This window comes from Enterococcus sp. AMC1252, from assembly GCF_058216515.1.
Map to the genome: position 1 here is coordinate 359,552 of NZ_CM177097.1, position 20,426 is coordinate 379,977.

Below are 20,426 nucleotides of genomic sequence, written 5' to 3' on the forward strand. Positions count from 1 at the left end.
CAAAGAATCATTCAACTTCTGAGCGTTCACACCACCTAAGTGAGTGACAAAGTAGCTGAATGATTAAATGAGCAACAGGAAAATATTTTCTTCAGCAACACATAGATGCATATCTATGTGTTGGCGGAAGTTGGAGGATGAACAAAAATGAATCGTGTAACAAAAAAGATGTCGATATTAGACAAATATCTTACCGTGTGGATATTCTTAGCAATGGCAGTTGGAGTAGGTGTCGGCTACTTTTTCCCTAGTATACCTAAAACAATGGAAAGCATGTCTTATGGAACCACATCGATTCCCTTAGCGATCGGCTTAATATTAATGATGTATCCGCCTTTAGCAAAAGTGAAGTATAATGAAATTGGACGCGTCTTTAAAGATTGGAAAGTGCTATTATTATCTTTATTTCAAAATTGGGTCGTGGGTCCTATTTTAATGTTTCTATTAGCCGTGATTTTCTTGAAAGATTATCCTGAATATATGGCGGGTCTAATTATGATTGGCTTAGCACGTTGTATTGCGATGGTCATTGTGTGGAGTGAGTTAGCACAAGGAGACAATGAATATACAGCAGGGTTAGTCGCATTTAACTCTATTTTCCAAATTATTTTCTATCCTATTTTTGCCTATCTGTTTTTGACAGTATTACCGAAGGCGATTGGATTAGAAGCACATACCTTGAGTATTACCATGGGAGAAATTGCTAAAAGTGTGTTCTTTTATTTAGGAATTCCATTTATTGCGGGGTTCATCACTCACTTTAGTTTAACAAGAATAAAAGGCGAAGAATGGTACGAAAAGGTCTTCATTCCTAAAATTAGTCCAATCACATTAGTAGCCTTATTGTTTACGATTGTTACAATGTTTTCTGTTAAAGGAGACAAAATTATTGAATTACCGCTGGATGCTGTTAGAATAGCGGTACCACTGCTTTTATATTTTGTCTTAATGTTTTTTGTATCCTTTCTACTATCCAAAAAAATGGGCACCAGCTACCCGGTTGCAACATCTCTTTCATTTACAGCAGCAAGTAATAATTTTGAATTAGCCATTGCGGTAGCTGTGGGTGTGTTTGGGATTAACTCTGGAGAAGCGTTTGCAGCAGTTATTGGACCGCTCGTGGAAGTCCCTGTGTTAATAGCTTTAGTAAATTTAGCGTTAAAATGGAAAGACAAATACTTTGATAAAGAGGAGTCGCTATTCTAATGAAAAAAATCTATTTCTTATGTACAGGTAATTCTTGTCGTAGTCAAATGGCAGATGGTTTAGCTAAAGTAATTTTAGATCCAAAAGAATGGGAAGTCAGAAGCGCAGGCATTGAAGCGCATGGACTTAACCCAAGAGCGGTCAAGGTCATGGCTGAAATCGGCATCGACATTAGCCAAAACAAATCAGAAGTCATTGACTTAGCATTTCTAAATTCTTCTGATTTAGTGGTGACGTTATGTGGGGATGCTTTAGATAATTGTCCTGTCATTCCTAAATCTGTTCAGCACATTCATTGGGGCTTAGAAGATCCTGCCAAAGCGACAGGAACAGAAGAAGAGATTATGACTATGTTTAGAAAAACTAGGAATGAAATAGAAAAGAGAATAAAACAGTTGTGATAAAAAATATACAAAAAACAACGGAGAAAACCATCAATCAATGGTCTTCTCTGTTGTTTCTTTTTATAACTTTTCTAATGAATTTTACGAAAGCCAAACCCATAGAAAAGAACTAATTGCAGCAAGTATTCCAGCTGTTAATGAAAAGCCCAAAACGATTTTGGTTTTATTCCAACGGTCCCTTTTTTTATCACGTTTGGCCCTGGCCGCTTCAAGATCCTCCCCTTCCATAAAAGCTACAATTTCAGTATAAGTTTGGACATCTTTTTCTTTTTTGATTTTCTCAATTTTAAGAGCGACAATCATAGAGATCGCCCAAAGTACAAAAGAAATACTTAAACCATACCAACCCCAAAGTGACACAAACGGACCAACGGATACAACAGCTAACACAATAAATACGATCATGACCCAAGAAAGTCGATTCATTCTTTCCGATTCGATGTTTTGATTGTTTTTCATAATTTCTACATCTCCTTTGACTAATTCATCTAAGGTGACATCAAAAAGAGAGCTTAAGGCAATCAAATTATGAATATCAGGATAAGTATGATCATTTTCCCATTTAGAAATAGTTTGCCGTGTGACATAGATTTTTTCTGCAAGTTCTTCTTGAGAATAACCATCTCTTTCACGATAAAGTCTTAATTGCTTATTAAAATTCATTTTGTTGTCTCCTTTGATACTAAGATAATATAGAAGTGTCTATTTTGTCTGTCTATTGGCGTTTACTGTAATAGAAATAGGGATGTATACAGGTGTTTACATCGGTAAAATCCTTGATATGACTGATTTTTAAGAGTATCACCTAAGTAAGCAAAATAGTCTCTGGAATAAAAATATTTGTTGCTTATTCTCTATACTTAAAACTTTTCTCGGAATACTTCATTTTCACAATCAAGACATATAATGGGCGCATTTTGGTATTCTAACGCTTTTATAGATTTATCTTGAAAGGAGTTTGCTTTACTAGGGAATTGCCACTTAGTCCAGCATTTTTCATAAGTTACTATTTCCTTTTTGCAGCGATTACAATAAAATTTTCTTGTTTTGCTATCGTACATAGTATAGACCTCGCCTTTAGTTTTAATTTTATTATAAAAGAAAAAACTGTAAAGGTCATCCCGTTCATTGTACAAGATTGGGATACGGTATTCTAATGCATTCAGAATGCGTATGTTTTCCTATATAATAGAATGTTTATGCGAACAAAATAACAGAAACTTGTTATAAAATGAATTTAATAATGACTTCCTGGCGGATCAAATGACATACACAGGGAAAACTCTTACAAGCTATAATTATTCAGAGGTGAGTGATATCGTCAAAACGTGATTATAAGTGGCATTGAATGGTAAAACTCAGTCACATAAAAAAACAAAGCCTTTCTTTTTTTTCCTTCATAGCGTAGAATAGCAAATTGAAGAAGCATGTCAAAAATGAGGAGGTTACGTCATGAGAATACATAAAATACTAAACAACAACGTGATCATCACAAAAGATGAGAATGGAATAGAACATGTGATTATGGGCAAAGGCATTGGATTTAAAAAAAATGCAGGCGAAATATTAGATAGGACAAAAGCTGACAAAATTTTTCATTTAGAAGATGCTGGTTTGCAGCAGCATTTTAATTCACTTAGTAATGAAGTTCCTTATCCGATTCTAAAGGTAACAGAGGAATTTATTGATAGCTCAAAGAAAAAGTTGAATCAAAAATTAAATGAAAGTTTACATGTTTCTCTTGTCGATCATATTTTCCATGCATTAAAAAGACATCAAAATGGACAGTCGATTACCAATTCTTTGATTTGGGAAATTAATCGCTTATATCCAAATGAATTTGAACTAGCTAAGGATTTACTTGATATGATCGAACAAGAAACAGAGGTTCGATTGCCAGCAGATGAGGCTGGATTTATTGCCATGCATTTGATCAATGCAGAAATGAATGAAGAAATGAATACAACCGTTGCGATCACCAAAGAAGTCTCTGCTATTTTAAAGATCGTGAAATATCATTTAGGAATTGAATACGATGAAGAGTCATTGAATTTTTATCGTTTTTTGACCCATCTTAAGTTTTTTGTACAACGGATCACCAATGGAACGTTGCTTGATAGTGAAGATCATGACCTTTATTTATTGATGAAAAAGAAGTATCCATTAGCATATGATTGTGCGAATAAAATCGCTGAGTACGTGTATACGACTTTCCATATGGATTTAACTTCTGAGGAAATGCTCTACCTTGTGATTCACTTAAAGCGTTTATATACAAGAGAGAAAACACTTTCAAAAAAGGATTGACTTCTATTTTTGAAAATGCTATCATTTGAGTCAGATAACTAAATAGCGTATCAGGTTAGTGGATTGTGACTGTTCGGCAGGCGACACCTAAACTTTTACTAAGAGATTGCACACAGGGGTAGTGTATGCATTTTTTAGTAAAGGTTTAGGTTTTTCTTTTGCCAAAAAATAGATCCGGAACTATTTTAATCAGTTAAAAAACAACCTTTTGCAAGTATGTTTTGTCTAGCTTCACAGGCTAGTCTTTCGGGAAAAAGATAAAAATTGAGTGTGACAAAAAGCGTCACAATCAATTTTCTCTATTTTCCTGTCAAGTCTAAATGAGCCTGTTCAGCTTTTAAAATTAGGAGGATTTATTATGGATGCGAATCAATTAGCAGAAAAAATATTAAAAGAAGTCGGCGGCGAAGAAAACGTACAATCACTTGTTCATTGTGCGACACGTCTAAGATTTAAATTGAAAGATAGAACGATTGTTGATAAAAATGCTGTGGAAAGTATTCCTGGCGTGGTAACGGTGATGGAAAGTGCAGGACAATTCCAAGTGGTTATTGGTAATACTGTCCCAGAAGTTTACGCGGCGATTGGAGCTATGTCTAATTTAACTGGTGATCAGACAGGATCAGATACTAATTCAAATGAAAATGAAACGATTTTTGGTAAATTTGTAGATTTGATTTCTAGCTTATTTACGCCATTATTAGGTGTGATGGCAGGGGCTGGGATTTTAAAAGGGTTACTTTCGATTGCTACGACAACAAAATTTATCGTACCAGAAACATCAACGTTTATTATTTTAAGTGCAATTGCGGATAGTTTATTCTATTTCTTACCCGTTTTACTCGCAATTACAGCAGCGAGAAAGTTCAAAGCTAATGTCTTTGTTGCAGTAACGATTGCAGGGGCTCTTGTATATCCAACAATTATTGGTTTAGCAGCACCAGATGTTTCGGCTGATTTCTTTGGGATTCCTGTGGTGATGGTGAAATATACGTCGACTGTTATTCCAATCATCTTAGCAATTTACGTGATGAGTATACTAGAGAAATTCTTGAACAGACATTTACATCAAAGCATTAAAAACTTTATTACTCCAATGATTCTGTTGATTGTGATCGTTCCGTTAACGTTAATGATTTTTGGCCCATTTGGCGTCTATGTAGGAAATGGAATTGCCGATGTGCTACTGAAAGTGATCAGCTTCAACCCAATTATTGCAGGTGCCTTAATTGCAGCTTCATGGCAAATTCTTGTGATGTTTGGTTTACACTGGGGGATTGTCCCGGTGATGATGAACAACATTGCGACAATGGGGAAAGATCCTCTAAAACCCAGCGTAGCAATTTCAGTATTTGCACAAGCAGGTGCCGTTTTAGGTGTTATGTTAAAAACGAAAAACAAAGAGTTTAGAGCGTTGTCAGCTTCTGCGGTAGTTACAGCTTTATTCGGAATTACAGAACCAGCTGTGTATGGTGTGACGTTAAGATTAAAACGTCCATTTATTATTGGTGTGATTTCAGCCGCTGTTGGTGGTGGTATTGTCGGCTATGCTGGAAGTATGGGTTATGCAGCAGGTCCTTCAAGTATTTTAATGATTCCAGCTTTCTATGGACCAAATGGTGAAGGTTTTGTAGGCTTCTTGATTGGTATTGTAGTAGCATTTGTCTTAGCAGCCGTTTTAACTTATTTCATTGGTTTTGAGGATATTCCAGAAACAACAACAGGAACAAACGAAGTACCCGCATCAAAAACAGTTGAGCATGCTGGTGTAAAGTCAGAAGTAATCAGCAGTCCACTTACGGGTGACATTGTGCCGCTAGAAAATATTAATGATAAAGCTTTCGCATCAGGAACATTAGGTCAAGGTTTAGCCATTGCACCAACCAAAGGTGAAGTAGTTTCACCCGTCAATGGCACAGTAACAATGGCGTTTGCAACAGGACATGCGGTTGGTTTAACTTCTGAAAATGGTGCAGAAGTCCTGATTCATATTGGTTTAGACACTGTTCAATTAGAAGGAAAACACTTTGAGTTAAAAGTAACACAAGGACAAACGGTAAAAGTTGGCGAGCCGCTGGTTGTGTTTGATATTGAAGCAATCAAAGCAGCTGGCTTTGACGTAACAACACCAGTAATTATCACGAATACAGCAAATTATGAAGATGTTGTTGTCAGCGATCAAGCACAAGTAGAGACTGGCGATCGTTTGATTACATTATTATAAATAAGAGGTGAAGTTTATGACACAAGAAACTCTATTTCCAGAGAATTTTTTATGGGGAGGCGCGATTGCAGCCTGTCAAGCTGAAGGAGCATATGGTCAATATGGCCGTGGCATGGCGGTTTCAGATATTTCATTTTTTGACAGCCAAATCGACCGTCAAGATTTAGCCAAACATCGCAATGTAACAACAGAAAAGATTGAAGAAGCGATGAAAGATCCAGATACAAGACGTTATCCTAAGCGACATGGGATTGATTTTTATCACCGTTATAAAGAAGATATCGCCTTATGTGCGGAAATGGGCTTTAAAGTATTCCGTTTTTCAATGGCTTGGAGTCGTATTTTCCCAACAGGGGAAGAAGTAACACCGAATCAAGAAGGACTTGATTTTTACGATGCTGTTTTAACTGAAATTGAAAAATATGGCATGGAACCACTTGTGACCATTTCACACTTTGAAATGCCGCTAGCACTTGTGAATAAATACAAAGGCTGGACAGATCGTAAAGTCATCGACTTATTTGTCCGCTTTGCTGATTGCTTATTTACGAATTTTGGGCAACGAGTGACTTACTGGATTTCATTTAATGAAATTAATGCAGGACGTTTTTCAACCTTTAAATCTACAGGTGTTGTAGCTGATAAAACCGATCATTATATTCAAGATTGCTATCAAGCAGTCCATCATCAATTTATTGCAGCCGCACTTGTGACCAAACGATTGCATGAAATCAATCCTGCTGGCAAAATGGGCTGTATGATTGCACGCTTTACGACTTATGCTGCAACGTGTAAGCCAGAGGATGTCTTACAAATGATGCATGACGACCAATATGATAACTTCTTTTATACAGACGTGATGCTTCGTGGGAGTTATCCTGGCTATATGAATCGTTTCTTTAAAGAAAATGGTGTTTCAATTGTTTGGACAGATGGGGACAAAGAGCTATTAAAAGAGTATACGTCTGATTATTTAGCGTTTAGTTACTATATGTCTAATGTTTCAAGTGCGCAGCCAGATGAAGGCGAAATGACGGATGCAAACTTGAAAAAAGGCTTGAAAAATCCTTATCTAGAAAGCTCAGCTTGGGGCTGGCAAATTGATCCGAAAGGGTTACGTTACACATTAAATAATCTTTACGATCGCTATCAAGTGCCTTTATTTATTGTAGAAAATGGCATCGGCGCAGAAGATAAAGTAGAAGCAGATGGGCGTATTCATGACACCTACCGTATTGATTATTTACAAAAGCATCTTGAGCAAATGAAGGAAGCTTTGATCGATGGTGTTGATTTAATTGGGTACACGACGTGGTCATCGATTGATATTGTTTCTTCTGGAACGTCTGAAATGTCAAAACGTTATGGTTTTATCTATGTCGATCAAGACGATGATGGTACTGGAACGTTGGCTCGGAGTAGAAAAGATTCGTTTTATTGGTATCAAAAAGTGATTCAAAGTAATGGAGCAGCGTTGACGGTTTCGTAAAAATAGAATTTTTAAGCACCATACGCAGAATGGATAATTGCGTAGGGTGCTTATTTATTTTGGCTGCTGATCACCCAAGGCAAAAGTAAGAATATTATCTCGATTTTTCTTTCCATTTACTTGATCTTCAACGATTGCTGTAAAACAAAAGAGCCAAGAGCAAATTGAGATTAACTCCCAAAGTTACTGGCCCATCAATTCTAACAGTAAACTCATTGGCAGATCTTATTGTGTCTTGCTTCCATTTTGGACAGCAGAGAGAGTAACGGCAAAATTATATTGTACTCCAATTAAGCATTATTTCTAAAATGTAAAAACGACGAATCATTGATCCGTCGTTTTAGCGTTATATTCATTGTATAAGAACTGTTTATATCTATTCTTGATCGTATAACCAATAAAACGATAACTTATTGCCATCAGGATCAGAGAAATCAACGTATCGAATGATACCTGGTACATCCTCTATCACCTCGTCAACGATTACGCCAAGTGTTTTTAAACGTTCAAATTCTGTGTCTAAATCTTCCACTTCTAAACGTAAACCGTTCTCTGAAACATTAATTTTTTCTTCGAAAAGTTGAATCCAAACCGAACCAATTTGATACTCAATAATGCCTTCAACAGGGCTAATTTTCTCATCACTCATAAGAAGTTTTTCATACCAACTAGCAGATTTTTCCAAATTACTTACTGGTAGACCTACAGTAACACTCTTTACATTTAAACTCATAATCATTTCCTCCATTTCATTAACTTACAATTATTTTATCATTTCACGATCTAATAATATTATTCTAGATTGTGTTCTTTAAACGGGAGATCAAAAGTTTTCCCACATTCACTAATATGGGTGGGTCTTCTGGTATGGGTTCTCTCAGCTTAATCGTGTAATGATTGCCAGAACAGTTTGGAAAAGATAATTTGTCATCTTCTTTGCCCCTTAAACTATTGCCTAAGTTAAAGTACGATAGAACATTATTGGAACGGCTTATCCCACAAGCTAATAAATAATAGTCTCCATTTGGAATATTTTTCAATTTGTTTCCGATTAAATTTTTAGTCGCTAATCCAGATATAGGCATATGATTCGGGATAAGTGTCCGGAAAAGTCCAATAAATAGGATCCCCATCTCAAATCCATCCGGTACTTCAATCGTTACGGTGCAAAAAGACTGACTCTTTTCTTCAAAATGCGCTATCGACTGATCCTTATCATCCGTTTCAAACCGTTTCATATCATCAAAAAGGTCACTCATTTCAGTCTTGTACGCTCTAGGAGAACTACCTGTATATTTTTTAAACGTATTCGTGAAACTACCGCTGCTTTCAAAACCTGAACGTTCTTGTAGGTCGAGTATTCGCTTTTCTTCATCAAGTTCAAAGATCGCCTTTTCAACTTTTAAACTAGAGAGAAATTCAGCAACACTGAATCCGTTTATTTCTTTAAATTTCCGACTGAAGTGATGTTTATCGTAACCAAAGTGAATGGCAATTTCCTCACTGGTCATTTTTCTACTAACAGCTTCTTCTGAAATGAACGAAAGAATTTCAGGCATTTTCGTTTTCATTTTTGTTCCTCCTTCTCAGAGCACTAGTTTTTAAAAGTCTTGTCAAAAAATAAACTATATCAACTACTTATTTTGCACGAAAAGAAAGAGTTTTTCAATAACATTTGAACTGTTCAATGGTTTATCAAAAAGTTACAAGTACACTGAATAAGTTGATAAAGTCTATAGTTTTCAATATGGTATTCTTATCTTACATAATATTTTTAAAACTAATGATATGGTTGGGCAATTTAGCTAAAAAGATGACTATTATGTAGAGGATAAAATCAACTAATCGATCAAAGGAGACATTCAGATGGCAGATAAAATCAGTACTGATGCAGCAACCGTAAATTCCTTAACAAGTAAATTTACAAGCAGCCTTTCATCCTTATCATTCAAACCAAAACAAGCAAGTAGCATGAGCTTTTCTGAAAGTAGTGCAGCTAGCGCGATGAAAAGCAGTGTTTCTTCGCTTAGTACCATCGTGTCAACGTTTAAAAGTAACGCCTCTAAAGACATTGGAAACTTAGAAAAAATACATCAAGCCATCAAACAGGCTGAAAAAAATGCAGTAAAGTAGGTGCGTTATGGAAGAAAAACAACTACAAGTGAAAATCGAAGAATATGAAGATCGAAAAATAGCCTTAAAGAAAAAAGATACTGAAAGTGATTTTCTACTCAATGATCTACAACGTGTTTACCAACAACAAGCAGAGATATTAGAAGAATTTCTCTATTACAGCAAAGGAACAGAAGCAGAACGTTCAGCTAGGATAGATTTAGAAATGCTAGAAGATGAACGAACAGAAGCGTTCAGAACCTTTGATGCGGGCAAAGAAGAGTTAACAGAATTAGTCAGTGAAACAGAACGTAAAAAAATCCAAGCAGAAGACGACCTCCTATGGCTGCAAAAAAAGAAACAAGAACAAAAGGAGGAGGAAGATGCCTAAATTTAGATATACGGAATGGCAAAACGTTGCCAGTGAAGTCCAAACGCTACGTTTAACTGTGTTAGATCAACTAAATTCCTTTAAAGAGGCGCAACAAGCGTTTCAAAGTGCAGGGAAATTATCTGGTACAGGGTGGGATTCGACCAAAAGTTATTTTAATGCCTACTCAGAAGTATCAACGACAGTGGGCAATGCCTTAAATACCCTTGACGATGCGATCACCTCTTACTTGAGCGCCTTTACCTCAGAAGTTGGACCAGCAGAAAATGATTTAGATACCGCAAAAATGGAAAGTCTAAAAGCTGAGTTACGTCGTTTACAAGCAGAAAATGATGTGATCATGGAAGCTTTGGCAAAAGCCTTTGAAGATGTGCCATTTGTGAATCAATTTTTTAATAAACAAAGTATGCTAGGAACCGCCAAGAAAATTGAAATTCTCGAAAAATATAGCGCCTTTGAAGCAGCACATGGCAGTGATTTCTCAGACGTACAAACAGTTATTGCTTCAATTGCCGAAGGGTTAGCTTTTCTAGGTAGTGCTGGAAATTTTTCAGGTGGGAAAGATGGTTATAAAACCATTGATTTTAAAAATCAAAAATGGTATAAAGCACTAAAGGACTTTAACAAAGCCCAACCGAAAGACCGAATTGATGTGGTCATCAAAGAATTATCGAATGGCGTCGAATATCAGATTTATCGCAATGGAAAATTGGATGTTCAAAGAACAAAAGAGTTACATGAACTGTTTCGTGTTCATAATGTTGAATTGTTTAAAGAGTATGGGCCAGAGATTTTTAAAATCCTTACCAATATTGATGATATTGAGATCCTGTTTGGGAAAGATTCTACGACGATGCAGCGGTCATCTTCAGGTGTTTTCCTGTTGTTAGCTATATTGCCGATCGATCGAGTGAAAGATATCTTGAAGTCAGCTAAGTTGCTGAGAAATGGTGATTATACGCTGGATGCAGTTAAGTTGACTGTTAAAGAGTGGGAAGCATTGAAAGAGTTTGAGAAGTCGGCGGATGTTGTTAAGACTGTTGATAGAGGGAAAGATGTAGGGAAAGTTAGTGGGGTTGGAAACTCTAAATATAACTATAGTCAGAGTGTGATTGAAAAGGCGAAATTAGATCCTTTATATCATGATTTTCCTAAAAACTTGGATATTGATATTTTATCTAATCCAGTAATTACTAGAGCTGATGGACGAATAGAGCATTTGGCTAAAGGAGCTGTAAATGGTGAAAGTGGAGTTTATCAAGTTACAGTAAAAGGAGATAGTATCATACATCGTACTTTTATTCCTGAGTCTGACTGGGCAAGGTTCTCAAAAGTAAACGAACTACCAGAATTTATAAAAATACCTTCATTGAAGTAAAGGAGAATTAGAATGGAACAATATAGATATACTATATCAGGTGAATATAAAGATTGGTGTGAAATTTATAAAAATGATATTCTCATTCACAGTGGCTCATTATTGGGAATTGTAAAAAAGGTAAATAATGAAATTCTCTTGAAAGTGAATTATGGTACTAAACAATATTTTTACTCAGTTTTGAAAAGGTGTAATGATCTTGTAGTAGCAGTACCTCAAGACTCTGATGTCGTTCAAAGTGAATATAAATATCAACCTATATTATTTGATCCCCAAGAGTTTCAAACATTTGTTGACAATATTTATTTTGATGAAAAACTATTAGAAAATCTGTCAAAAGTATCTAAAGAGGATATAATAAATATGTGGTTGTTATCTAATCCCAAGCGCAAAAATTATTCTAATATATCTGAAATGAGGAAAGATGCATTGGATAATATATTATTTTTTTCTGATGATAATTATGATATGACTCATTTAAAAGAAATTATCAATGCTTCAAAATTTTCAATTAATCCAATTTCTAGTGAACATGAATCAATAATAATTTACATGGATAGTGAAGAAGGAGTCTATGAATGGAATTGCTTAATAAAAATAGATAATAAGATATATTTAAAAATAGATAAAAAATACTATATAAAGTAACTTTACTATTGAATAAATTCAATTTTCTAGAGCATATACACGTCAAAAAAGTCTAGTGGAAATTCTTCTAGACTTTTTTTAATTAGAAATGGATGCTACTAGATACAAAGAAATTGCTACAGAAAACTAAAGGACTTTAACAAAGAACAACCCAAAGACCGAATTGATGTGGTCATCAAAGAATTATCGAATGGCGTCGAATACCAGATTTATCGTAATGGGAAATTGGATGTTCAAAGAACCAAAGAATTACATGAACTGTTTCGTGTTCATAATGTTGAATTGTTTAAAGAGTATGGACCAGAGATTTTTAAAATCCTTACCAATATTGATGATATTGAGATCCTGTTTGGGAAAGATTCTACGACGATGCAGCGGTCATCTTCAGGTGTTTTCCTGTTGTTAGCTATATTGCCGATTGATCGCGTGAAGGATATTTTGAAGTCGGCTAAGTTGCTTAGAAATGGTGATTATTCGCTGGATGCGATTAAGTTGACTGCTAAAGAGTGGGAAACGTTGAAAGAGTTTGAGAAGTCGGCGGACGTTGTTAAGACTGTTGATAGAGGGAAAGATCTTCCTAAAATAGTATCTAAGGATGTCAGATTTAAAGATAAGTCTTTAGATAAAGCCTTTGGAAAACATGGAAAAGATTTTGGAAACTATCCTGATGGTGGAAAGGCTAGTGTGGAAGCTTTTAAAAATGATGTTAAACGCTTGATAGATACAGGCACACAGAAACCTGGATCATGGAAAGGGGTTGAAGGAACCCATGTATATGATTCAAAAACCGGTCTCTGGACGTTTATAAATAAAGATGGAAGTATGAATACAGCATTTAAGTTGAGTAAGGAACAGCTGAAACATCTAATAGAATCAGGAGTTGTTAAATAAATGAGACTAGTAGTAACGATGATGACTAAAAACATATTATTAGAAAAAGAGAAAGATGCTATAAATAATATTTTTCAAACAGAAATGAAATCTAAGAGTGAGGTATTTAGTTATGTAGAGGATGACTTTTTTGAGGTAGATATTGATTTATTTGATGTCATATTCACTAAAGAGACAATCTATTCAGATATTAATCAATTGATTTTAGTATGTGAGAAAATACTTATTGAGGTTCGTGAAGATATCGAATTTATTATAGCAAATGATGATACGTCTACAGAAGTGGAAAGATACGTTTCTGATTGGAACGATATAAAAGATTTTGGCCTTTTCGTTTCAAAAAGAGCTATTCCTGACGTTACAATATATTATAGCTCAACTATATGTAATGCATATCTGAATTTTGAGTATGTAAGTTTTGGTTGTATTTTTTAAAAAACGTAATTTAATTTTAGGGTTAGTTGAATAGGAAAGGTATATTTTAAGTTAGATACTTGTTTAAACTATTTAATTATCTCATTAATCAGCGGAGAGTTAATGATGAGTATAATAGAAAAATTCTTACAAGCCGAGATAAACGAGCAAGAATTATACGAAGCAATAATTGAATTTGTTAAGTCTTATGAAATTAGAAATGGTGAGTTTGAAGGAAATGAGTATATTATAAAGAAAATGGATCGATTGAATTTCTTGGTTTTTCCAGAATATGAAATAAATAATCAGTGTGAAATTCCATTTGTAGAATGCTTATACAAAGATGAATTACTTGCACAAATTAATAAATATGTTTGAGTAAGAAACTTGAATGTAGCAGATTTTAAAATGAAAAAGGGGGAATTTTAAATTATTTGAAAAATAGAATAAAGAAATTTTTGTTATAAGGTCTAGGGAGATTTTCGCTAGGCTTTTCTAATAGTGTCAAGCTTTAACAAAACCCAAAGACCGAATTGATGTGGTCATCAAAGAATTATCGAATGGCGTCGAATATCAGATTTATCGTAATGGGAAATTGGATGTTCAAAGAACAAAAGAATTACATGAACTGTTTCGTGTTCATAATGTTGAATTGTTTAAAGAGTATGGGCCAGAGATTTTTAAAATCCTTACCAATATTGATGATATTGAGATCCTGCTTGCGAAAGATTCTACGAAAATGCAACGCTCATCCTCTGGTATTTTCTTGTTATTAGCTGTGTTGCCGATTGATCGAGTGAAGGATATTTTGAAGTCAGCTAAGTTGCTTAGAAATGGTGATTATACGCTGGATGCAGTTAAGTTGACTGTTAAAGAGTGGGAAGCATTGAAAGAGTTTGAGAAGTCGGCGGATGTTGTTAAGACTGTTGATAGAGGGAAAGATGTAGGTAAAGCTAGTGGGGCTGATATTATAAAACAATCAAATGATTTTGCTACAAAACCATTTTTACCAGATGCGTATTACAAGGACAATAGATTACCTAGTATAGTAGAACCTAGCACCAACTCATTAGATAAATTTGATGATTTAGGCAATTTGAAACAAACTAAATTTTATGACCAATATGGAAGAGAAAAAGGGTGGGTGGATTATTCAAACCATGGAAGACCTGATTCACATAGTGCTCCTCACTGGCATGAATATATTTATGATTCAGAATTTCCTTTAGGGAAAAAAATTGATCATAAGTTCGATACCAACCCACCATTTTTAAAATAGGAGAAAAAATATGTTGAAAAAAATTGATTGTACTTACAATGATGCGAACTACAATGCTGAGTTTCTAATTGAAATATTAACATCTATGAAAAAGAATACAGGAATTAGTAAATTTTCTATAGGAACAATTAATGCGGTTCCGAACGATCAAGAAAGATTTTCCGAAGAAAAAGGACTATTTAGTGAAAAAGTTTTCGATTTTAATAATCGAGTAAGAGATACACAAGGTATGAAAATTGATTTTGATGAATTGATTGGTATTTTGAATCAGTGCAGAACTGTTTGGGAAATAAGTATTGCTGTTGTTCTATCTGATAGTGAGTTTGTTCCTAATTTAGAAGATACAGAAAAAGATATTGATAATAGTGTGTTAATTGAATTTAATCTTATAGAAGGAGATTTATTTACACTGTTCTATAGAGATAGTATAAATTATGACAACTTTTTAAAAATTTTAGACGATGAATCAATTACTCTTGAGTAAATTTTAAAAAGAAAAATAAAAGGGGCGTTACTACTCCTTTGGAATCGAATAGTAAGATGTAACTTATCTTTCAATTTGCGTCTCTATTGAAGGCTAAATGGGAAACGCTAATCCCTCTTAAAGTAATTAGAAATTTTGCTATCTTCATCTTCTTAAAACATTATTCAGATCAAAAAAGTCTAGCGAAAATCCTGTTAGACTTTTTTTGATTTGAAACTGAATTTAAATACATAGAAGTTGGTATAAAGCACTAAAGGACTTTAACAAAGAACAACCGAAAGATCGAATCGATGTGGTCATCAAAGAATTATCGAATGGCGTTGAATACCAGATTTATCGTAATGGGAAATTGGATGTTCAAAAAACAAAAGAGTTGCATGAACTGTTTCGTGTTCATAATGTTGAATTGTTTAAAGAGTATGGACCAGAGATTTTTAAAATCCTTACCAATATTGATGATATTGAGATCCTGCTTGCGAAAGATTCTACAAAAATACAACGCTCATCTTCAGGTGTTTTCTTGTTGCTCGCAGTATTGCCGATCGATCGAGTGAAAGATATCTTGAAGTCAGCTAAGTTGCTGAGAAATGGTGATTATTCGCTGGATGCGATCAAGTTGACTGCTAAAGAGTGGGGAGCGTTGAAAGAGTTTGAGAAGTCGGCGGATGTTGTTAAGACTGTTGATAGAGGGAAAGATGTAGGGAAAGTTAGTGGGGTTGGAAATCCAGTAGAAACTGCTGGTAAAGGAAATACAGGGCGTATTATACCAAATTATTTTGATGAGCAAATGGTAATGCATGAAGTTCAATCTAATCCATTAAAGAATGCTAAAGAATTGCCTATAAAAATGACTGATCCTAGGTGGCTTGCAGAAGATGGCTGGGTAAAAATGCAGAAAAATATAAAATTGTCAAATGGAGAAAATGTATCTGTTCATTATGTCTATAACAAAATCACCGGTATTTTCGATGATTTTAAATTCAAATAAACTAGATTTAGAAGGAGAAAATATGAACAACATTAAAATAGAAAAAAATTGGGAAGATTCAAATTTATTAGAAATAAAAGTTAGTGCTAAATCGAAATATATTTCAGCTTATCAATTATGCTATATTGAGAATACAGACTTAGAAATTATTGGAAACAGAATTAAGGAATTTTCTTTTAAATTTAATGATAGTTGTTATGTAGAGTTTGGAAAAAAAGAAGGAGATTTCACGCCAGCTTTTTCGCTGAATTTTTCTCCAGCAGATGCAACAGGAAAAATAGAAATAGAAGTAGACATGGAAATAGATGATAACGATGAACGTAAACATAGATGCTGTTTTTATCTATACAGTGAAATTGGTCTTATAGAGCAATTTGCTAATGGATTGATTCAGATGTCTACACAAAATAATATAGAAGAAATAAATTTAAATATTTAAGGAAAAATAGAAATGAATCAATCAGTTTAGTTAATGTACCATTTAATTTAGGAGTACAGCTATGAAAAAAATAAAACTATATTTGGAGTATCAATGTTTTCCTATATGGATATATGAAGATGAGCATTTTCTATATAACGATATACCTGAAGAGCTATTGAAAGATAAAGAATTAGATGCAAAATTAGTTTCCTTACAGGAAAAATATAATAACCTTTTTATTGATACAGATACTAATTTCAAGTACATTGGGGTTAACTTAGATATAGAAAAAGAATTATTTCTTGATGAGTTTAATCAAATAGCAAAGTATCTACAAGAAGCACTTGGAGAAGAATATGTAATAGAGAATGAGATAAAATTCTAATTCACTTAGTAGTGGTGAGGGAAATTTCAAGTGTTAAATTGTTTAGTGTGAGGTCTAGAGGATTTCCTCTAGGCTTTTTTGCGTTGTGTTAGTTACTAGAGAAAGAGAATAATCGGTCTAAATATCATGAATATTCTCATTCTACTGCTGATGTGTAATCAAAAAAACAAGTAGCCGGTTATCCAACTACTTGTTTAAATCTATTGTTCATGAGTATCAGTTCGGCTAATACTGATGAACTTTAAAATCCCATTTTGCAGCTAGGATTTTAAATCAAAATGTTTTTGAGTTTCTGTTTGCTTTTAAGTTTATGTGTTTCTTGATCTAATGTTTTTAGTATCCGCTCATGCTCATAGAAGAGGTTATCGGGAATAGAATGATTATGGATGTTGTTTTTTAGTGAACTGAATGTTTCGTGCCAGTTCTTTAATTGTTGGTTGATTGATTGTAAAATGATTACACTATATCAAAAAAACGTGTAGAAACCTTATGAATAAAGGGGATACACGCTTTTCTTTTATTCCCACTCAAAAATAAATTAGTTTTGCACAGCTCGTGATAGTTGAGTTTACTCCATTTTAAGTGATTTGAGTTTGTTTAAAATGTACTCAATTTTAGTAGAGTGTTATCAATTTAATCATTAAATGCTAAGAAGATAGATTATCTAAAGTTTGTTGTTGCTTCTCAAAAGCTTCTGTTACTTTTTTTCCAAACTGACCTTTAACAGCACCCTCTAATGTTTGAGAGGAAGAAGACAATGCCTTTTTAGCACTTTCTATTGCTGTTTCACCTTGTTTCTTGGCTTCGTGTTTCTTTGAATGAGATTTCTGTATCTTGGCTGAGCCAATTGCTTGAACAAGTATCCTTTCTAAATTTTTTTGTAATTCTTTTAATAACTTTTTTGCTAATTCTTCCAATAGAACAACTCCCTATTCTTTATTTTTTTTCTGGAGGTCATTTCGATAGTTCCGTTCAAGTTCTTCTTGTTGTTGATAAACTTGTTTTTTTGCTTTTGATAGCTCTTCATGATAATCATTTTCTATTTGCATAATGGCCTGTTTGGCACGATCAAAAGGCTCGCTATTTACAGCTGACTGTTGAACAATTCGGTAAATATCTGACAACGTTTCTTGTATCAATTGTTCTCCTTTTCGTTGCGTATTTTTTAGAATATCTTCATCTTCTTCTAGTTCACGGCGTTTTCGCTGATAATCGGCTGTAATCTGTTCCTCTTTCATCTATTAGCTCCTTTTTAAGGCTTTAATTGTTGCGCTAGTTGTTGATCTGTTTGAACCATTTTGTCGATTTTACTTTTGATTCCTTTTGCTAACGATTCGAATTTTTCATCCATCGTTTTTACCTTATTGATTTTTTGTTTAAAAAATTCTGTTGGTTCACCAACTATTCGTTGTTCAGTAGCTCCTATCGCTGATAAATTATCCCTCATTTCATTATCCGACAGTACTTCTATTTGAGAACGGGCTTCCCGTAATGTTTCTTGCCAGATATCTTCAGCATCTGTAATTGCATTTTGATATACTTTTATAGCAGTAGCCATCGCATTTTGATAGGCTGCTCGTCCTGTGTTAACTGCTAGTAACGCCTGTTGGTCATCTAAATAAATTTTTTCATTCTTTGAAAGTCCGCCCCCACTGGCTGTTAGTTTGGCTTTGAGTTGATCTAACATAGTCAATTGAGTTAAAAATCCACGCATCAGAAAATGACTGGCTTGTATCATGGCTCCTTCAGAATTGCCCAAACTATCTGAAATTTTTAGTTGTCCTGTTTTTTCATCAAATTCCCAGCTAGTTAATTTGTGACTATTACCATCTACCCATACAATTGTTCCAAAATCATCACTATTTCCCCATTTAGAATTGAAATCATTCCATTTCGTCACATCGTCATTTTTTTGGCGGTAATTTAAAAATAAATGAGGGTTTTCTTTCATAAACTTTTCTTCCTCTTTTGACAACGAACGGTATTGAAACCACCCACTAAACACTGTAGCTGGGATTTGAAAATGGGCTCCTACCTTTAGCATATAAGCTGATTGAGAATAGCCTGACAACTGATTAATCGTCCAATTTGGATTATTATCAATAAGTTCCCCCACATACTGTAAAGCAACGTCAGCTTGAGGAGAACCGTTCGGAGACATTCCTTTTACAGCAGCCCATTTGTCATCCCAATCATCTGGATAGGTTCCCGCTGCAACTACTGTGACTTGTCCATAGTCTGGAGTACCATTCACTATTGGTGCTACCGCCATTCCTTGAAAACCATAATCGCCATTTCGGGCTGAAAGTACTTTAAATTCTTGATTTCCTACTTGAATCACATTTTTTTCATTATTTTTCAACTGGTTATCAGCTTTATCTGTATACTTGATTTTATTTCCATTATCTTTATAATCAGGATCTACTTTGTAAACTTCTTGGTTCAAGATCATTAAGTCTTTTTCTGTCGACATTAACTAAAAGCTCCTCTCATCTTTATTAGAGAAAATAACTCGAACCTCGGTCTCTGTTCGCCCTTTTTTTAAAGTAGGTTCTCCAGACCCTACATAGGATTCGGTAGCTTTATCTTTAGGAGACATACTAACCCCAATTTCAGAGCTTACACCATAGCTAGTTGATACTGTAACCATAACTTCTGTATATCCTGTTAATTTATTTTCACCATAATTTTCTGAAAATTTAATTTCTGTTACATCGACAAATGTATTTTTAATTTGTTTTGCAGTTACTGTTTCCATCTTTATGACTTGTTGCTCTTTTCTTTCCTTCGCATTTTGATTAAAAGTAAACAAAATGACACCTCCAATTAGTATAAGTACAAGTAAAACAACAAACCATTTTTTCTTTTTCAAAGCCTCATTCTCCTTTAATTATCAGGATGTTAGTACAAGAATAGGTATGTAAAAATAATATTACTAATAACTAATTATCCCAACTAAGTTAAAAAGAGTCAATATTTTAATTGTGATAAATAGTTAGAAATGGATTTAAATGTTGAGAATTTTCGACCGATTCTAGATAAATTAGTTATGAGGTACACGACAAAGGAGTGGGGGGAAGAAATTAAATCGTTAAATAAATTGGGAATAACCAGATAACTGATTAATCGTTCAAGTGGGATTGTTGCCAATAAGATCACCTACATATTGTAAATCGACGTCTGCTTGAGGAGAACCATTTGGAGCCATTCCTTTTACAGCTGCTTTTAAATCGTCAGAGTCACTAGGATAGGTTCCCGCTGCAACTACTGTGACTTGTCCATAGTCTGGAGTACCATTCACTATGGGAGCTACTGCCATGCCTTGAAACCCGTTATCTTTAAAATTTGGGTCAACTGAATATACAATTTCATTCAAGTCTTTTAACTGTTCTTCTGTAGCCACGT

25 protein-coding genes are annotated in these 20,426 nt (G+C 34.3%); 17 read left to right on the forward strand and 8 right to left on the reverse strand.

Annotated elements, in window-relative coordinates; translation table 11 throughout:
- The first annotated feature begins 147 nt into the window (after positions 1-147).
- Both arsB and arsC read left to right on the forward strand, forming a co-directional pair.
- Positions 148-1,206, forward strand: a complete 1,059-nt coding sequence (arsB, locus tag AC4BB5_RS01635) for an ACR3 family arsenite efflux transporter (RefSeq protein WP_490457715.1) — start codon at positions 148-150, stop codon at positions 1,204-1,206.
- Positions 1,206-1,607, forward strand: coding sequence for an arsenate reductase (thioredoxin) (gene arsC, locus AC4BB5_RS01640; protein ID WP_490457716.1), 402 nt, complete (start codon positions 1,206-1,208; stop codon positions 1,605-1,607). The genes arsB and arsC overlap by 1 nt, the downstream gene beginning before the upstream one ends.
- 84 nt (positions 1,608-1,691) lie before the next feature.
- Here arsC and AC4BB5_RS01645 read toward each other — a convergent pair whose 3' ends face one another.
- On the reverse strand, positions 1,692-2,273 hold the full coding sequence (locus AC4BB5_RS01645; RefSeq protein WP_490457717.1) for a helix-turn-helix transcriptional regulator: 582 nt from the start codon (positions 2,271-2,273) through the stop codon (positions 1,692-1,694).
- A 789-nt stretch (positions 2,274-3,062) separates the two neighbouring features.
- Between AC4BB5_RS01645 and licT the strand changes: the two genes are divergently transcribed.
- The 3 genes from licT to AC4BB5_RS01660 all read left to right on the forward strand — a co-directional run bounded on the left by licT (position 3,063) and on the right by AC4BB5_RS01660 (position 7,630).
- Complete coding sequence (licT, locus tag AC4BB5_RS01650) at positions 3,063-3,917, forward strand: BglG family transcription antiterminator LicT (protein ID WP_490457718.1); 855 nt, start codon at positions 3,063-3,065, stop codon at positions 3,915-3,917.
- 358 nt (positions 3,918-4,275) lie between these two features.
- Positions 4,276-6,141: a beta-glucoside-specific PTS transporter subunit IIABC gene (locus tag AC4BB5_RS01655; protein ID WP_490457719.1), complete on the forward strand. Its 1,866-nt coding sequence runs from the start codon at positions 4,276-4,278 to the stop codon at positions 6,139-6,141.
- Between the two features lie 16 nt (positions 6,142-6,157).
- Entirely contained in the window at positions 6,158-7,630 is a 1,473-nt protein-coding gene (locus AC4BB5_RS01660; protein ID WP_490457720.1) for a glycoside hydrolase family 1 protein, read from the forward strand.
- 376 nt (positions 7,631-8,006) lie between these two features.
- Here AC4BB5_RS01660 and AC4BB5_RS01665 read toward each other — a convergent pair whose 3' ends face one another.
- Both AC4BB5_RS01665 and AC4BB5_RS01670 read right to left on the reverse strand, forming a co-directional pair.
- Positions 8,007-8,363 carry a VOC family protein gene (locus tag AC4BB5_RS01665; protein ID WP_490457721.1) on the reverse strand — a complete coding sequence of 119 codons (357 nt, stop codon included), beginning with the start codon at positions 8,361-8,363 and terminating at the stop codon, positions 8,007-8,009.
- 64 nt (positions 8,364-8,427) lie between these two features.
- On the reverse strand, positions 8,428-9,201 hold the full coding sequence (locus AC4BB5_RS01670) for a helix-turn-helix domain-containing protein (RefSeq protein WP_490457722.1): 774 nt from the start codon (positions 9,199-9,201) through the stop codon (positions 8,428-8,430).
- A 295-nt stretch (positions 9,202-9,496) separates the two neighbouring features.
- On the opposite strand from AC4BB5_RS01670, the gene AC4BB5_RS01675 reads away from it, so the two are divergent.
- The 12 genes from AC4BB5_RS01675 to AC4BB5_RS01730 all read left to right on the forward strand — a co-directional run bounded on the left by AC4BB5_RS01675 (position 9,497) and on the right by AC4BB5_RS01730 (position 17,021).
- Positions 9,497-9,763 (forward strand): DUF3130 family protein, encoded by a 267-nt coding sequence (locus AC4BB5_RS01675; RefSeq protein WP_069654094.1) that lies wholly within the window; start codon positions 9,497-9,499, stop codon positions 9,761-9,763.
- A gap of 7 nt (positions 9,764-9,770) precedes the next feature.
- Complete coding sequence (locus tag AC4BB5_RS01680) at positions 9,771-10,133, forward strand: hypothetical protein (RefSeq protein ID WP_490457723.1); 363 nt, start codon at positions 9,771-9,773, stop codon at positions 10,131-10,133.
- On the forward strand, positions 10,126-11,511 hold the full coding sequence (locus AC4BB5_RS01685; RefSeq protein WP_490457724.1) for a T7SS effector LXG polymorphic toxin: 1,386 nt from the start codon (positions 10,126-10,128) through the stop codon (positions 11,509-11,511). The genes AC4BB5_RS01680 and AC4BB5_RS01685 overlap by 8 nt, the downstream gene beginning before the upstream one ends.
- Before the next feature lie 12 nt (positions 11,512-11,523).
- Positions 11,524-12,159: a hypothetical protein gene (locus AC4BB5_RS01690; RefSeq protein ID WP_490457725.1), complete on the forward strand. Its 636-nt coding sequence runs from the start codon at positions 11,524-11,526 to the stop codon at positions 12,157-12,159.
- A gap of 168 nt (positions 12,160-12,327) precedes the next feature.
- Positions 12,328-13,050, forward strand: a complete 723-nt coding sequence (locus AC4BB5_RS01695) for a colicin D domain-containing protein (protein ID WP_490457726.1) — start codon at positions 12,328-12,330, stop codon at positions 13,048-13,050.
- Positions 13,051-13,485 (forward strand): hypothetical protein, encoded by a 435-nt coding sequence (locus AC4BB5_RS01700; RefSeq protein WP_490457727.1) that lies wholly within the window; start codon positions 13,051-13,053, stop codon positions 13,483-13,485.
- 105 nt (positions 13,486-13,590) lie between these two features.
- Positions 13,591-13,842: a hypothetical protein gene (locus AC4BB5_RS01705; RefSeq protein ID WP_490457728.1), complete on the forward strand. Its 252-nt coding sequence runs from the start codon at positions 13,591-13,593 to the stop codon at positions 13,840-13,842.
- 160 nt (positions 13,843-14,002) lie between these two features.
- Complete coding sequence (locus tag AC4BB5_RS01710; protein WP_490457729.1) at positions 14,003-14,743, forward strand: hypothetical protein; 741 nt, start codon at positions 14,003-14,005, stop codon at positions 14,741-14,743.
- Positions 14,744-14,753: 10 nt separating this feature from the next.
- Positions 14,754-15,227 carry a hypothetical protein gene (locus AC4BB5_RS01715; RefSeq protein WP_490457730.1) on the forward strand — a complete coding sequence of 158 codons (474 nt, stop codon included), beginning with the start codon at positions 14,754-14,756 and terminating at the stop codon, positions 15,225-15,227.
- 292 nt (positions 15,228-15,519) lie between these two features.
- The gene (locus AC4BB5_RS01720; RefSeq protein ID WP_490457731.1) at positions 15,520-16,215 is read left to right on the forward strand and encodes a hypothetical protein; all 696 of its coding nucleotides are present in this window, start codon (positions 15,520-15,522) and stop codon (positions 16,213-16,215) included.
- A 22-nt stretch (positions 16,216-16,237) separates the two neighbouring features.
- Positions 16,238-16,654: a hypothetical protein gene (locus AC4BB5_RS01725; protein ID WP_490457732.1), complete on the forward strand. Its 417-nt coding sequence runs from the start codon at positions 16,238-16,240 to the stop codon at positions 16,652-16,654.
- A gap of 61 nt (positions 16,655-16,715) precedes the next feature.
- Positions 16,716-17,021, forward strand: coding sequence for an immunity protein CdiI family protein (locus AC4BB5_RS01730; protein WP_490457733.1), 306 nt, complete (start codon positions 16,716-16,718; stop codon positions 17,019-17,021).
- Positions 17,022-17,668: 647 nt separating this feature from the next.
- On the opposite strand, the gene AC4BB5_RS01735 is transcribed toward AC4BB5_RS01730, so the two are convergent.
- From AC4BB5_RS01735 to AC4BB5_RS01755, 5 genes are all read right to left on the reverse strand, one after another.
- Entirely contained in the window at positions 17,669-17,938 is a 270-nt protein-coding gene (locus tag AC4BB5_RS01735; RefSeq protein ID WP_490457734.1) for a hypothetical protein, read from the reverse strand.
- A gap of 12 nt (positions 17,939-17,950) precedes the next feature.
- A complete protein-coding gene (locus AC4BB5_RS01740; protein WP_490457735.1) occupies positions 17,951-18,259 on the reverse strand; it encodes a hypothetical protein in 309 nt (102 codons plus the stop codon).
- Positions 18,260-18,273: 14 nt separating this feature from the next.
- Positions 18,274-19,494 (reverse strand): hypothetical protein, encoded by a 1,221-nt coding sequence (locus AC4BB5_RS01745; protein WP_490457736.1) that lies wholly within the window; start codon positions 19,492-19,494, stop codon positions 18,274-18,276.
- Between the two features lie 3 nt (positions 19,495-19,497).
- On the reverse strand, positions 19,498-19,893 hold the full coding sequence (locus AC4BB5_RS01750; RefSeq protein ID WP_490457737.1) for a hypothetical protein: 396 nt from the start codon (positions 19,891-19,893) through the stop codon (positions 19,498-19,500).
- A 258-nt stretch (positions 19,894-20,151) separates the two neighbouring features.
- Positions 20,152-20,424, reverse strand: a complete 273-nt coding sequence (locus AC4BB5_RS01755) for a hypothetical protein (RefSeq protein ID WP_490457738.1) — start codon at positions 20,422-20,424, stop codon at positions 20,152-20,154.
- Between the last annotated feature and the right edge of the window lie 2 nt (positions 20,425-20,426).